Source organism: Microbulbifer maximicatervae (SeqCode), from assembly GCF_052467385.1.
This window is the reverse complement of record NZ_CP174311.1, coordinates 1,298,333-1,311,862: the sequence shown is the minus strand read 5'-3', so window position 1 is coordinate 1,311,862 and position 13,530 is coordinate 1,298,333. Positions and strand designations below refer to the sequence as shown.

The window sequence follows — 13,530 nt, the reverse complement described above, 5'->3', positions numbered from 1 at the left end:
GGCCGTTTCGAAGTCTGCTGGCTTAAAAATTACTTTCTCTAAGCAGCAAGTTCTCAGCCGGGATTAGAGTTCGTAAATAAACTCAACCCCCATAACACGACCTTTATTCAGCGGGGTAAAGCTGGCACCGATACCACCAAGGGTAACTGGTAGCTGTGTGTCATTACCCTCAGTAACTTCATCAAGCATATTTTTACCGAATACAGAAACTGTATATTGGCCGCTATCCGCAGTATAACCAATACTAAAGTCCACCATTTCCACTTCAGACAGCATGCCTCTGTTGTCATCCGTATACGGTGCTTCATCGCGATGATTGTAGTTAATGCGGGAGGTGATTGTTCCGTAGGAACCCAGAGACAAATCGTGCACTAACCCTATACCATAAGTCCATGGCGCCAGGCGTGGGATCTCGAGACCCAGGTCTTCATCATCCACAAGGCCGTCACCATTCAGGTCACCGAGTACCTTATCGTAATCGCCATCTACATAGCCCACGTTGAAGGTAAACAGCAGGTTTTCACTGAGCGCAGCCATGGTCTCCAGTTCAGCACCACGAATTGTCGCATCTGCGGTGTTTCGAATGATTTGCGCCACACCGGTCACTGCGTCAGCGAGATTCTCCTCCCGCTGCATATCATCAATCGTGTTGTGGAATACCGCCATATTGGTACGAACACGGCCATCGAGCCAGTCTACCTTGGCCCCAATTTCGAAGCTGCTTTGCTCTTCCTGGTCCGTTGCCTGCGGGGTATAAGGCATTGCTGTGGTCGGATCTATACCTGCGTTGCGGAAGTTGTACCCTCCACTGCGGAAACCCTTGGTCCAGAATGTATAGAGCTGCGTCTCGTCTGAAACAGTCCACTGCAAGCCAACTTTGGGAGTGAAGGCATTCCAGCTTTCGCTATCTTCAAAGTCGTAGGCAGCACAGCCGTCCAGTGTGCAGAGATTCAGGGGAATAGAGGCAATCTTCGCGTCTTTCTCCTCACTCGAGTAGCGTCCACCCAGGGTCAACACCCAGGCCTCGTTCAGATCGATATCAGCCTGGGTAAAGAATCCATAAGTGCTGTGATCCTGCACACCACCACCGGTCCAATCGATAATGCCGCCCTCACCGTCGGCCAGCAAACGATTTTCCAGGTAGGTTACATCCTGAGAGAACCAATAGGCACCGGCAGTGATGGCCGTGCGGCCGAAACGGCCGGCATAGCGCAACTCGTTACTCAACTGGCTCTGATCCACGCTTGAGTCCGCATGGAAACCAACAAAAGGCAGGGAATCAATATCCCCTAAGCCCCGAGCCTCATATTCACGCCAAGCCAGGATATTTGTGATAGTGCCATCACCGAACTCAACATCTTTATTGAACTCAGTAATGATCTGGGACCACTCGTCTTTTTGATAACCCTCTTCGTCCTGGGCCACCTCAAAAGAATCTTCACTGTTGTCCCAATCAGGAATACCGAAAGCCTCAGCAATCTGGGTTGCACTCGGGTAGGCAACAAAACCGTCATCAGTGGTAACTATATAAGGTTCATTACCACGGTTTTGCGCAACCACTCCATCGGAGTCCATGCGGCCGTGCTCCATCCGCACAAGCAGCTCTGCCGTTTCATTGAGTTGAACACTAAAGCTTGGGCGAATAAACCAGCTGTCAGAGGCACCGGCATTATCATTGCCGGTGGCAACATTTTCGAACCAGCCACGGTCATCGTTGTAGTAAACGGTCAGACGGCCGTTAACATCGTCAGAGATGGCACCATTAATTGAACCCGCAGTCACCACATCCAGATTATCCGTTGTGGACACTTTGACGCGAGCAGAGAATTCATCAGTTGGGCGCGCTGTTTTAACTACGACAGCACCACCGGTAACATTACGACCAAATAGCAGGCCCTGCGGACCACGGAGAACTTCGATACCCTCCAGGTCAAACACATCGGTAACAACACCCGCATTCACACCGAGGTACATACCATCGACAAAGACCCCTACTGTGGGATCAATTGATGGAATAGAGCTATTCACTCCAAGACCGCGCACAGTGAAGTTTGCCGTATTTTTTACGGTACCCACATCCTCCAGCTGGACGTTGGGCATTTTGAAAGAAAGGCTTTGTAAATCCCTGGTTTGCAGAGCCTCCAGTTGGTCACCGGAATAGGCGGTTGCCGCTACCGGAACATCCTGAAGTAATTCTGCGTCTGCACGCTTACGGGCTGTTACCTGCACTTCTTCCATAAGGGTGCCGACTGCTCCCTCTGCGGCATAACTGGGGCTAATACCACTGGCTAACCAAAGAGTTGCTACGGAACAGGCGGAAAGCAGAGCAGAGTGCTGCTTGGGTTTTGACGGACTTCCCATGTTTTCTCTCCATTGTTTTATTTTTTTTATGTACAACAACGGACTTATCGCAATCGGTACTGCCTGGCTCCACCGCTCTACCTCTATAAAGAGGCTCCGACTAAGTGAAGCTCCGATTCAAGACCGCGCTGATAAAGAGGCACAGATTTCGTAGTGAATCTGTGACATGGACAGGTTACAGGCTCACAACCGTGTGTGGAAGTCTATTTAACGTAAATGTCTGTAAAAATAACTCAATTAGTCTGGAAAGTTCTTTCAACTTGAAGAAAAAAATTAAAGGGAATGGAAAAAATAAAATTATGCACTGTTTAAGGGCGATACCCTAAGTTGCCCTTTTACATAGAAAATTGATTATTTTCAAAAAAGCCAATGACAATATGTATCTAAACCACCCCAAAAACACAAAACTTTTTGTCTATTTTAAATTGATGCGCCCTCAGCTCTTTTAGATCAACCTGAAAGTGCCCTTCGATATTTCAGGTTATCGGCAATTCAAAACTAATAAACTCAATTAACCTGGTACTTTTAAATACATTAAATTTGACCAGTGGGTCCGCCTGAAAAATAAATTTCCATTAAAGCCAGGAGCTATTTCGGCGCAATAGATGTGTCATCACCACCCGCAGCCACATGGGAAAGTATTTCATTTATTTCCGCTGCATCGAGGGTTTCTTTTTCCAAAAGAGCCCCAGCCAATGCATCCAATTTCTTGCGATTTTTTGTCAGCAACTGATCTACTTTCATCTCAATACCGCTGATCAAAGCAATAATTTCGTCATCAATAATCTCTGAGGTGTGTTCGCTGAAGTCCTTCTGCTGGGCCATCTCGCGCCCCAGGAATATATGCTCCTCTCCCCGGCGGAAAGCAACGGGGCCTAATTTTTCACTCATCCCCCAGTGCGTCACCATGTGACGGGCCAGTCGCGTCGCCTGCTTTAAATCTGCCTCAGCACCAGTGCTCACCTCCTTGAACACCACCCGCTCAGCAACCCTCCCCCCAAGCATTACGCCGATACGATCGCGGAGATAACTGACCTGCATACTGTGATGTTCTTCCGTGGGAATCTGCTCGGTAGCGCCGAGACTGTGCCCCCTGGGAATAATAGTCGCCTTCTCCAAGGGGTCTGCATTCGGCAATAGCGTTGCTACCAGCGCATGTCCCGCTTCGTGGTAGGCGATAATCCGCTTGTCCTCCTCACTGATAACCATTTCGCGCTCGCCACCGAGAACCACTTTATCCCTCGCCCTCAATAAACAATCCATATCCACCGCAGACTTATCTTCTCGCCCCGCCAACAGCGCAGCCTCATTTATCAGATTTTCCAGATCTGCGCCGGCAAAACCTGCAGTCAGAGCCGCGAGCCGCTCCAGATCCACCTTGCCGTGCAATGGGACATCGCGGGAATGAATCTCAAGAATTTCCTTGCGTGCGGCCTTATCTGGAAGGTCCAGAGTAATTTTTCGGTCAAAGCGCCCCGGTCTTAGCAGTGCCGCATCGAGAACGTCGGGCCTGTTGGTTGCCGCAACCACCACCACCGCCTCCTGGGGATCAAAGCCATCCATCTCACCAAGGATCTGATTGAGCGTCTGCTCCCGCTCATCGTGTCCGCCACCAACACCCGTTCCCCGCGCCCGGCCGACGGAGTCAATCTCATCGATAAAGATAATTGAAGGAGCATCTTTCTTGGCTTCGGCAAACATATCCCGCACACGGGAAGCACCCACTCCTACAAACATCTCAATAAACTCAGAGCCACTAATACTGAAAAATGGCGCTTCACTCTCACCGGCCAGCGCTTTCGCCATCAGGGTTTTGCCAGTGCCGGGAGGGCCCATCAATAAAATGCCCCGGGGGATCTTCGCTCCGAGCTTGCGATAGTGCTCCGGGTTCTTAAGGTACCCCGCCACTTCTTGCAGGTCCTTCTTCGCATTTGCCAACCCGGCCACATCATCGAAAGTCACTTGAGACTCACTGCGCTCAAACCGCTTTGCTGGTGATCGAGCAAAACCGAAGGGACTGCCGGGAGCTCCACTGGCCATCTTTTCCTGCATTCGCCGCCCCATCCAAACCAGGAGCCCAATAATCAGTATCCAGGGCAGAAGCAGAATCAACATCCGCTGCATAAAGCCCCCTCCCGGAGACTCTGCCAGGATTTCCACCTTCTCCTTTTCCAGAAGGGGTAGCAGTTCGGGGTCTTGAACGGAAGGTAAAATGGTTGTGAAGTGCTCCGGCGGTGGAGCCTTTTTTTCTTTCTCGCCAGTGCTTGACGCCGGCAGCTTGCCCGCCTCCGGCTTAAAAGTGCCGCTGACTCTATCCCCCTCGATAACCACGCTGGCAACTTTGCCTTCGGCGACCTCTTTCTTAAAGTCACTGTAAGCTAACTCAGTCCGCTTGCCAGAAAGCTGTCCGTTAGTGCAGTACTGTACAGTCAGTATTAAAAGGAAAATCCACAGGAAGTACTGAAGCCAATTCAGCGGCCCTTGCGGAACCGGCTTTCCCGATGGCGGTGAAGGAGACTCCCCCTGCGGCAGCTTTCGCTCTTGGTCCTGCTCGTCCGCCATATATTCTCACTATATCTCTGGAGAAGCCTGCCGCCGGAAGATAGGCCGGACCTGGCAATGGGCAATGGAAAAGGTGCGAATCATCGGAATCCCGGTAGAGTAATGAGTATAGTTCGCCGCCAATCACACCGAAGAATTTAATGCCTCGCCCCTGGATCACTGGCGCAATCGGTACTCAAGGCATATTTTTCAAAGTAAGACTTGCAAATTGAGGAAAGGCACGGCAGAATTCGCGCCCTGTCGAGACTGGTCGACCGCTCCCAGAGGGCCCCAGAAACTCGATAAGTTGCGGATTTTTAAGGATTTTTTTCAAAAAGAGGTTGACGGCAACGAATCAACTCTCTATAGTTCGCACCCATAACGACGCGCTCGTAGCTCAGCTGGATAGAGTACCTGGCTACGAACCAGGCGGTCGGAGGTTCGAATCCTCCCGAGCGCGCCATACAAAGAAAAGGGCTTACGTTTCACGACGTAAGCCCTTTTTTGTTGTAGAACAGCTAGTGCCAAACTGCTCTTTGCACAATTTATTCTTCGCGGCCTCGCCCTACCCCAGCAACCCCCCTTCACTTCAAGCAATCACAAACAACTTGAATGACCCAACAGGGTTAAAAACAATCTTTTTCATTCGCTCCATACAGCGGATAGATATGCGCACATCAGTCAGCGGGAGCAATTGCACCAACTGTCCAACCTCCAGATACGTTAATCCATTTTCATCTCACTAGGGTCCTGTGCTCGACCAGAGATTTCGACACACAAAAGAAAGTAAGGAGTTAATACTCCTAACTTGGGCCCGATCGCACCTGGAAGAGGATTGAAGCCCCCTCCCACCTTTGCAGCCGCGCCTACACCGAGATAGCAATCGATAGACTGCAATTCATTGATGCCTCAGAGAAGAAAACTCCCACCCACGCAGAGCAACAGCAGGGCAAACAAACGCTTAAGCAATCGCGGAGATAACTTGTGGGCCAGTCGCGCTCCAAAACGGGCGAAGGACATGCTGGTGATAGCGATGCCGACCATGGCTGGCAGGTAGATAAAACCAAAACTCCACTGCGGCAGTTCAGGTTGCTGCCAACCAATAGCCACAAAACTCAGAGCGCCGACGGCAGCAATCGGCAGACCACAGGCTGAGGAAGTTGCCACTGCTTGCTGCATCGGCACGCTGCGCCAGGTTAGAAAGGGTACTGTCAGTGTGCCGCCGCCGATGCCAAAGATGGCAGAGGCCCAGCCTGTTACCCCGCCGGCCGCTGTCAGCCCCAGCTTGCCGGGAACAGCGCGACTGGCCTTGGGCTTAAGCTCCAGTGCCATTTGAATGGCAATGGTGATAGCAAATACACCAATAATCTTTTGTAGCATCGGCCCCTGAATAGCTGCCGCAGTAAAGGAGCCGAGACTTGCACCGAGAAGAATACCCAGGCTCATCCAGGCAAACGTCGGCCATAGCACCGCGCCTTTGCGCTGATGCTCCAGAACCGAGTTAATCGAAGTAAACACAATAGTCGCTAGCGAAGTGCCCACAGCCAGGTGAGTCAGTACATGCGGATCGATACCCTGAGCTGTAAAACTGAACACCAGCACAGGTACAATGATGATGCCACCACCGACGCCAAACAAACCGGCCAACACCCCGGCCACAGCCCCTAGCAGCAGGTAGAGTAGAAATTCCATAAATTCCTCGAATTGATTGATGCGGGTTTCTTCTGGGAGCAGGCGATGGGGCCGCATGTCCGCAACCCGTTGCTCACATGTATTACCCGACTGGGGACACCGCAGTAAGGTTGCGATATTGACCCTTGAAATACAGAAGTGGCTGCCTTGCAGCAGCTTTTTGTAGGTTTAACGCCTTCACCTCACCAATCACAATCAGGTGATCTCCCGCAGCGTGTTCAGCATGAATTTCACAGTCAAGCCAATGCAGGCTGCCGGCGATAATGGGATTCCCCAGCGGCGATTCCTGCCATTCAACTTCGCTCCATTTGTCCGCGCCTTGACGAGCAAACTGGTTGGAAATCTTGACCTGATCATCCGACAGGATATTGACTGAAAATCGGCCTGCCTGACGAATTTTGGGGTAGCTGTACGAACTCGACATAACGCTGAATGACACTAATGGCGGGTTCGTCGATACGCTATAAAACGACTGGCAGGTGAAGCCTATCGGCTCACCTTCACAGTGCGATGCGATCACCGTAATACCGGAGGCGTAATGCCCCAGCGCTTCGCGAAAGCGCAATGGTTCTATAGCTGTACTGGAAAGTGACATGGGGACACCTAAATATTGTAGACAGCTAAACCGAGAGCTCTCTTCGAACAATTTCTGCACCTGCACTTAACGCATTGAGCTTACCGTTTGCAACTTGGCGGGATAGAGGCGCCATACCACAGTTCGTACAGGGATAGAGATCCTTAGCATCCACATACTTGAGTGCTTTTCGTATGGTATCGGCTACTTCCTCCGGTGTTTCAATCGTGTTGCTTGCCACATCAATAGCGCCCACCATCACTTTTTTACCACGAATAAGCTCAAGGAGATCCATTGGGACATGGGAGTTGTGGCACTCGAGCGAAATCAGATCGATATTGGATTTTTGCAGTTTTGGAAACGCTTCTTCATATTGCCTCCACTCTGACCCCAGAGTTTTCTTCCAGTCTGTATTGGCTTTGATGCCGTAGCCGTAGCAAATATGTACGGCAGTTTGGCATTTCAGCCCCTCAATGGCTTTTTCTAAAGTGGCAATCCCCCAGTCATTCACCTCATCAAAAAACACATTAAATGCGGGCTCATCAAATTGAATAATATCAACACCAGCAGCCTCTAACTCACGCGCTTCCTGATTGAGAATTTTGGCAAATTCCCAGGCGAGCTTTTCGCGGCTTTTGTAGTGGCTATCGTAGAGAGTATCAATCATTGTCATGGGGCCAGGTAATGCCCACTTGATAGCTTGACTGGTTTGCTTGCGTAGAAACTTGGCATCTTGAACAAACACTGGTTGTTGACGAGATACTTCGCCAACAACTGTCGGTACACTCGCTTCATAGCGATTGCGGATTTTAACGGTTTCCCGCTTCTCGAAGTCAACGCCGTTGAGGTGCTCGATAAATGTGGTCACAAAATGCTGGCGGGTTTGCTCCCCGTCACTAACGATATCGATACCGGCTTGTTGTTGCTCTTGTAAGGTCAGGCGCAAGGCATCCTGCTTACCCTCATGTAATTGATCGCCCTGTAATTTCCAGGGAGACCAAAGTTTCTCAGACTCTGCGAGCCAGGATGGTTTGGGCAAGCTTCCAGCGCTTGAAGTTGGCAATAGGCGATTCATGAAAAATAATCTTATCTATATTTGTTAATTAAAGCGCGTAATTAGCGGCCCACTGATCAAGGATACTTCTGTATGGCTTGATAAATTGTTCTTCAGTAAACTTCCCTTGCTTTATAGCCAGCTGGCTACGCTCTTCCCGGTCATAAACAATTTTAGTCAGTGAATAATCCTGGTGCTTCAAGCTGGGCTGATAGCAGGTCCCCGCTACAGAATTTGCATTGTATATTTCAGGTCGATATATCTTTTGAAAGGTCTCCATCGTGCTGATAGTGCCAATAAGCTCAAGATTCGTATAATCACCAAGCAAATCACCTTGGAAGTAAAAAGCCAAAGGGGCAACACTATCCGGCGGCATAAAATAGCGAACCTGCAAACCCATTTTCTCGAAATACTCATCAGTTAAAGAGTATTCGTCCTGCCGATACTCAACACCCAGCACGGGGTGCCGGTTTTCAGTTCGATGATAAGTTTTACTGCTTGATACACTCAGACAAATAACAGGGGGCTTGCTGAAATTATCCTTGTAGGCATTTGAATTCAGGAACGATTGAAAAATTTTCCCGTGAAGATCACCATAGCCCTCAGGAAGGCTAAACTTGTCTTGCTTCTTGTTATACTCCAACAACAACACGCTAAAATCATAATCCCGCACATATGAAGAAAAGTTGTTTCCTACTATGCCCTCAATCCGTTGATTGTTTTTATGATCAACAATATTCGTCTTCAATACTTCAATGGTAGGAAAGGCTTCTCCGTTGCCTTCAATATCAATATCAACGGAAATAATATCCAGCTCTACAGAGTAACGATCTGCACTAGGGTTGTCCCAATGCGCCAAGGCATTGAAACGACGATCAATCATTCTCAAGGTGTTGAGCAAGTTATCCCGACGGCTCTCCCCTCTCGCCAAGTTCGCAAAATTGGTGGTGATCCGCGTGCTATCCGCTGGACGATAGTTTTCATCAAAGCGTAAATTCTTGATGCTGAATGCAAACTCTTTATTCATTGCGGCCTGGTATCCTGATTCCTAAGACAAAAACTGAGTTCGTGGCTTGGTGATTGACATTGCCAGGCAGGATAAGGCTCTTTATAAATGAACAAAAATGGTATATTTTCAACTATCCATTAAATTTATTCATGGATTGCTCGGGTACAGCTATGCTAGAGCGCACGCACTTAACAATAATCCAGGCCGTAGACCATCACGGTTCGCTAACCGCAGCGGCCAAGCACCTCTGCCTAACCCAGTCGGCGCTGAGCCACACGGTACGCAAACTGGAACAGAACCTCGGGGCCCCTATCTGGTTGCGTGAGGGCCGCAGCTTGCGCTTGACCCAGGCTGGTGAATATCTACTTGGATTGGCCAACCGTGTCCTGCCACAACTGGAACATGCTGAGAGCAAGCTAAAGCAAATGGCTCAAGGTGAGCGCGGTACCCTGCGTATCGGTATGGAATGCCACCCCTGCTATCAGTGGTTACTGAAAGTAGTGTCGCCATTTCTGGAAGATTGGCCGGACGTGGATGTGGATGTTAAGCAGAAATTTCAGTTTGGAGGTCTCGGCGCTTTACTGGGTTACGAAATCGACCTGCTAGTTACCCCTGACCCTTTCTATAAAGCCGGACTGCGCTTCGATCCCGTATTTGACTACGAGCAGGTGCTGGTCGTCCCTCGAGATCACCCAATGGCAAAGCGAAAGTACCTGACAGCAGAAGACCTACGGGATCAGGTGTTGTTAACTTACCCCGTGCCGCCGGACCGCCTGGATATCTATACCCAGTTTCTCAACCCTGTGGGCGTGGTGCCACTGCGCCACAAGACCAGTGAAACTACCGACATCATGCTACAGATGGTGGCCAGCGGCCGCGGGGTCGCAGCCCTGCCTCGCTGGCTTGCAGAGGAGTACTCTACCAAGCTGGCACTTTCGGTGGTGCGCCTCGGACAACAAGGTATTGCCAAACAGATTTTCTTAGGAACTCGTGAAGACGACAGCGAGGTTGAATACCTGAGCGCTTTTATCAAACTGGCCAGAGGTTATGAGCACTCAGAAACTGGGACCTAATACCGATAAGATTTATCGATAACCCCGCAAGAATTCATTAAGCAGCAAGTCTCTATTTGCCGGCAACGAACTAGGTGCAGTAGATCCGAACCCGCCCCACTACACCAATCAAGAAAGGCCTAAATCACAAGATTCTGGCCCCTTCTTTCTCGATTAATTGTTCCGCAGTTTCAGGCTATCTACTTACAAATATCCTGCTTTTGCACCACATCGTATTTCTGCAATAGGGCCTTGTAGCGGCCACTGCTGCACAGCTCTGCCAGCCCGCGATTAAAGTCATCTCGCACTTTTTCATCGCGGAAACCGACTCGAAAGTCTGTCATCATCGGGAATATCTGGAATAGGTCAACCTGAGCCATGGTATGGCCCATTTTATTGCTGTAGTACTTAAATAGCTCCATATCCACCACGGCGACCGCATCTGGCATTTTCCAGAATTGGGCAACCAAGTCACGAGCTGTTGGCGCCTGCATAACATTTTGTTTCTGGGTGCCATTGGGCCCAAACATTTTTTCAAATTCGGGCCCAAGATCCATAGGAGCTCCCTGCCAAGTGATCACTTTCTTGCCCGCGAGATCTGCAATACTGCCAATCTTCATTTCTGCGCTGGCTTTAGCAATAGCGTAATTGGCAAAGCTGATCATATTGTTCGAGTAAAATAGGCCATCATTCTTCTTGAGTACATTCACCGCTGCCTGAACCATACCCTGCTCAAGTGCCGGGGCCGTCTCCGCAAACCCCATCTGTACGAACTCCAACTTATAGCCAGGGAGAGCTTGCCGAACGATATCTATTTCCAAACCACTGGTCGCACCGTCAATCACATAGGGCGGTGCATCCCCCGCGATCGCTACTTTTAACGGAGTTTCGCCGGACTGGGCCAGCACCTGGATGCAGACTCCAAACATCAAGACAAGAAAGGCCAATAGCGAACGCATAAGCTTCTCCACAGTGACAGGAAAATCACCCAGACGCTCTAAGTGTTGGCAGACATCCCCCATTTATCAAGCTTCGCTTCCGGATTACTCTATCCACCCGAAACCTTGAATTCGGCAGTAAACTCCCCATTCTAAAACCAGGCAAATAGTAATTTGTCGCAACTGGGGCATACCGGGTAAAACAGTGATACATGAGATTGCCGATATTCTGATTGAGAATGAAACAAAGCTGCATCAGTTCAAGATACGCAAAGACCCTGAAGTCATATGCAAGCTACTAAGCCCTGATTTTATAGAGGTAGGGAAATCCGGGCGGACCTTTGATTTCAAGGCAATAGTGCGATCAATGCAACAGGAGGAAAATACGGGCTGGGAAATTCACAGCCAAAACTATGAATGCATTCCTCTCTCTGACACAGTCATTATGCTGTTGTATAAATCTGCACGGCGAGGCCAGCAAGGGGAGTACAAGGGGTTTTGTAAGCGATCATCTATTTGGGTTAGAAGTAAAGGGCAGTGGCAAATGAAATTTCACCAGGGGACTCCCTGCCAAGAATTTAAGCTGGAAGATAATATCTCACGCAAACAACCGGCGTTTAAGCTGTGAGTGCTTTTATCGCAATTATCCTGCTGGCCCTGGCGATATGGCTGGTTCCCCACTTCTACCGACAGTGGCGCATTTTTTACCTCCGCTCACAACCCTTAACACGGGAACAGCTACAACTCATTAGGGAAAATCTTCCTCTCTATCACTACCTTAACTCCAATCAACAGCAAGAGTTATGCAGTAATATCGCCCTATTTCTCCACGGCAAAGAGTTTGTCGGTTGCGAGGGGCTTCAGGTCAATGAACGCATGAAGGTGGCCATCGCTGCCCATGCCTGCCTACTCCTATTGGGCCGCAAGAATGAATGCTACCCCAACCTTTACAGCCTGTTGCTCTACCCGGACACCTATGTCGCTCACGAAACACGTCGGGAAGGCTATATAGAAACAGCCAGGCACAGTGCCCGTGAAGGGGAGGCACATTATCGTGGACCCGTAGTCCTCTCCTGGGGTGACCTGGAGAAAGATTTACAATCGCCTGAACGGGGCCACAATGTCGCCCTGCACGAGTTCGCCCACAAAGTCGATGAAGAGGATGGTTACTTTGATGGCCGCCCTCTATTTGAAAGCAGTGATGAAGGGGCCACCTGGGCTGAGGTTATGAGCCGGGAATTCCACCGTTTGAGACAAAGAGCTGAATTCGGTGAGTTTCCTGGTGATACACCCTCTGTGCTCGATTTATACGGCGCCCAGTCTCCCGCTGAGTTCTTTGCTGTAGCAACAGAAAGTTTCTATACGATCCCAACGGCTATGCACGCCTTACACCCGGAACTCTATAAGGAGTTAAGTCATTTCTATCGAATTGATCCCGCCGAATTAATACGCGGAAAAAGTACTGTGGCCTGACAAATACGCTACCAGTCCGGTTTCTGTCTTCCTGCTATGCTTATTTCGTGCACCAGCGGAGTTGGAATAGTGGCCAATACGCATTGTTTAAGATTCGCTCTTGTGGGACTGGTTGTTCTTTTGGCCATGACTCAACCGGCCACAGCAGATATCGCCACAAACCAACAGGATGCAAAAGCTCTGATAGAGCGCCTTGAAAAACTGTATCTCAAGGGCCCTACTCCTGTCTTTGTTCTACAGCTGGAAAAAAATACTCTACCGGACGCTAAGTTACAGGCTTTTGCAATGGAGCAACGCCTTATTAACTTATCGGACTTGAGAAGTAATGCACTATCTCTGCATCGTTTTGGTGGCTTACCGGGACATAGTACCAGAGCATTTTTTACTCGAATTACGACAGCAGAAATTCAAGCTAATACCCTGCTACCCAATCTGATTCAAGCATTGGGCATCTCACCCGAGCAGATCGCCCAGTACCAACCACTCGCAGGTGCCCAAGCCTATCCAGCCTATACTACCTGGCTAGCCAACTACGCTACACCCGCCGAAATTGCCGCTGCCCTGTTAATAAACTTTCAGAGTTTTGGCAAAAATGCTGAGCGCGTTGCAAAAGCTCTCAAACAAAATAAACGCTTTACTAATGAACAGCTCAGTTTCTTAATGACTTTTAGCCAACTTCCAGAAGGGTTCAGGGAACAGGCTATCGATATAATTGCAAGGGGACTAGCTTCAGGTGTTCGAGAAAATGATATTGCCATTCGCGTGCGGTTAATCCAAGCCTATGAGCGGGAGTTTTGGCGGGCATTTGAAACAAGCAACATTCGCAATTAGTACGA

Annotated in this window: 11 protein-coding genes and 1 tRNA gene; 5 read left to right on the top strand and 7 right to left on the bottom strand. The window is 49.5% G+C overall.

The features are described 5' to 3' along the window. Positions 1–63 precede the first annotated feature (63 nt). Positions 64–2,361 carry a TonB-dependent receptor gene (locus tag ACJJIR_RS05745; protein ID WP_444907618.1) on the bottom strand — a complete coding sequence of 766 codons (2,298 nt, stop codon included), beginning with the start codon at positions 2,359–2,361 and terminating at the stop codon, positions 64–66. A gap of 588 nt (positions 2,362–2,949) precedes the next feature. Continuing rightward, a complete protein-coding gene (ftsH, locus tag ACJJIR_RS05740) occupies positions 2,950–4,923 on the bottom strand; it encodes an ATP-dependent zinc metalloprotease FtsH (RefSeq protein ID WP_444907617.1) in 1,974 nt (657 codons plus the stop codon). A gap of 365 nt (positions 4,924–5,288) precedes the next feature. On the opposite strand from ftsH, the gene ACJJIR_RS05735 reads away from it, so the two are divergent. Beyond that, positions 5,289–5,365 (top strand) — tRNA-Arg (locus ACJJIR_RS05735). A 446-nt stretch (positions 5,366–5,811) separates the two neighbouring features. Here the strand turns inward: ACJJIR_RS05735 and ACJJIR_RS05730 are convergent. The 4 genes from ACJJIR_RS05730 to ACJJIR_RS05715 are packed head-to-tail and all read right to left on the bottom strand — an operon-like array spanning position 5,812 to position 9,249. Beyond that, positions 5,812–6,651, bottom strand: coding sequence for a sulfite exporter TauE/SafE family protein (locus tag ACJJIR_RS05730; RefSeq protein WP_444907616.1), 840 nt, complete (start codon positions 6,649–6,651; stop codon positions 5,812–5,814). A gap of 25 nt (positions 6,652–6,676) precedes the next feature. After that, positions 6,677–7,189 (bottom strand): flavin reductase family protein, encoded by a 513-nt coding sequence (locus ACJJIR_RS05725; RefSeq protein WP_444907615.1) that lies wholly within the window; start codon positions 7,187–7,189, stop codon positions 6,677–6,679. Positions 7,190–7,214: 25 nt separating this feature from the next. After that, positions 7,215–8,243, bottom strand: coding sequence for a methionine synthase (locus ACJJIR_RS05720; protein ID WP_444907614.1), 1,029 nt, complete (start codon positions 8,241–8,243; stop codon positions 7,215–7,217). Between the two features lie 28 nt (positions 8,244–8,271). Then, positions 8,272–9,249: a DUF1852 domain-containing protein gene (locus ACJJIR_RS05715; RefSeq protein WP_444907613.1), complete on the bottom strand. Its 978-nt coding sequence runs from the start codon at positions 9,247–9,249 to the stop codon at positions 8,272–8,274. A 152-nt stretch (positions 9,250–9,401) separates the two neighbouring features. Here ACJJIR_RS05715 and ACJJIR_RS05710 point away from each other — a divergent pair, with 152 nt between their 5' ends. Next, positions 9,402–10,304, top strand: coding sequence for a LysR family transcriptional regulator (locus ACJJIR_RS05710; RefSeq protein ID WP_444907612.1), 903 nt, complete (start codon positions 9,402–9,404; stop codon positions 10,302–10,304). Between the two features lie 179 nt (positions 10,305–10,483). Here ACJJIR_RS05710 and ACJJIR_RS05705 read toward each other — a convergent pair whose 3' ends face one another. Further along, positions 10,484–11,242 carry a substrate-binding periplasmic protein gene (locus tag ACJJIR_RS05705; protein WP_444907611.1) on the bottom strand — a complete coding sequence of 253 codons (759 nt, stop codon included), beginning with the start codon at positions 11,240–11,242 and terminating at the stop codon, positions 10,484–10,486. A gap of 184 nt (positions 11,243–11,426) precedes the next feature. On the opposite strand from ACJJIR_RS05705, the gene ACJJIR_RS05700 reads away from it, so the two are divergent. From ACJJIR_RS05700 to ACJJIR_RS05690, 3 genes are all read left to right on the top strand, one after another. Next, the gene (locus ACJJIR_RS05700) at positions 11,427–11,849 is read left to right on the top strand and encodes a nuclear transport factor 2 family protein (RefSeq protein ID WP_444907610.1); all 423 of its coding nucleotides are present in this window, start codon (positions 11,427–11,429) and stop codon (positions 11,847–11,849) included. Continuing rightward, positions 11,846–12,694, top strand: coding sequence for a M90 family metallopeptidase (locus ACJJIR_RS05695; protein ID WP_413662861.1), 849 nt, complete (start codon positions 11,846–11,848; stop codon positions 12,692–12,694). The genes ACJJIR_RS05700 and ACJJIR_RS05695 overlap by 4 nt, the downstream gene beginning before the upstream one ends. A gap of 102 nt (positions 12,695–12,796) precedes the next feature. Beyond that, positions 12,797–13,525: a thiaminase II/PqqC family protein gene (locus ACJJIR_RS05690; RefSeq protein ID WP_413662862.1), complete on the top strand. Its 729-nt coding sequence runs from the start codon at positions 12,797–12,799 to the stop codon at positions 13,523–13,525. The last annotated feature ends 5 nt before the right edge of the window (positions 13,526–13,530 follow it).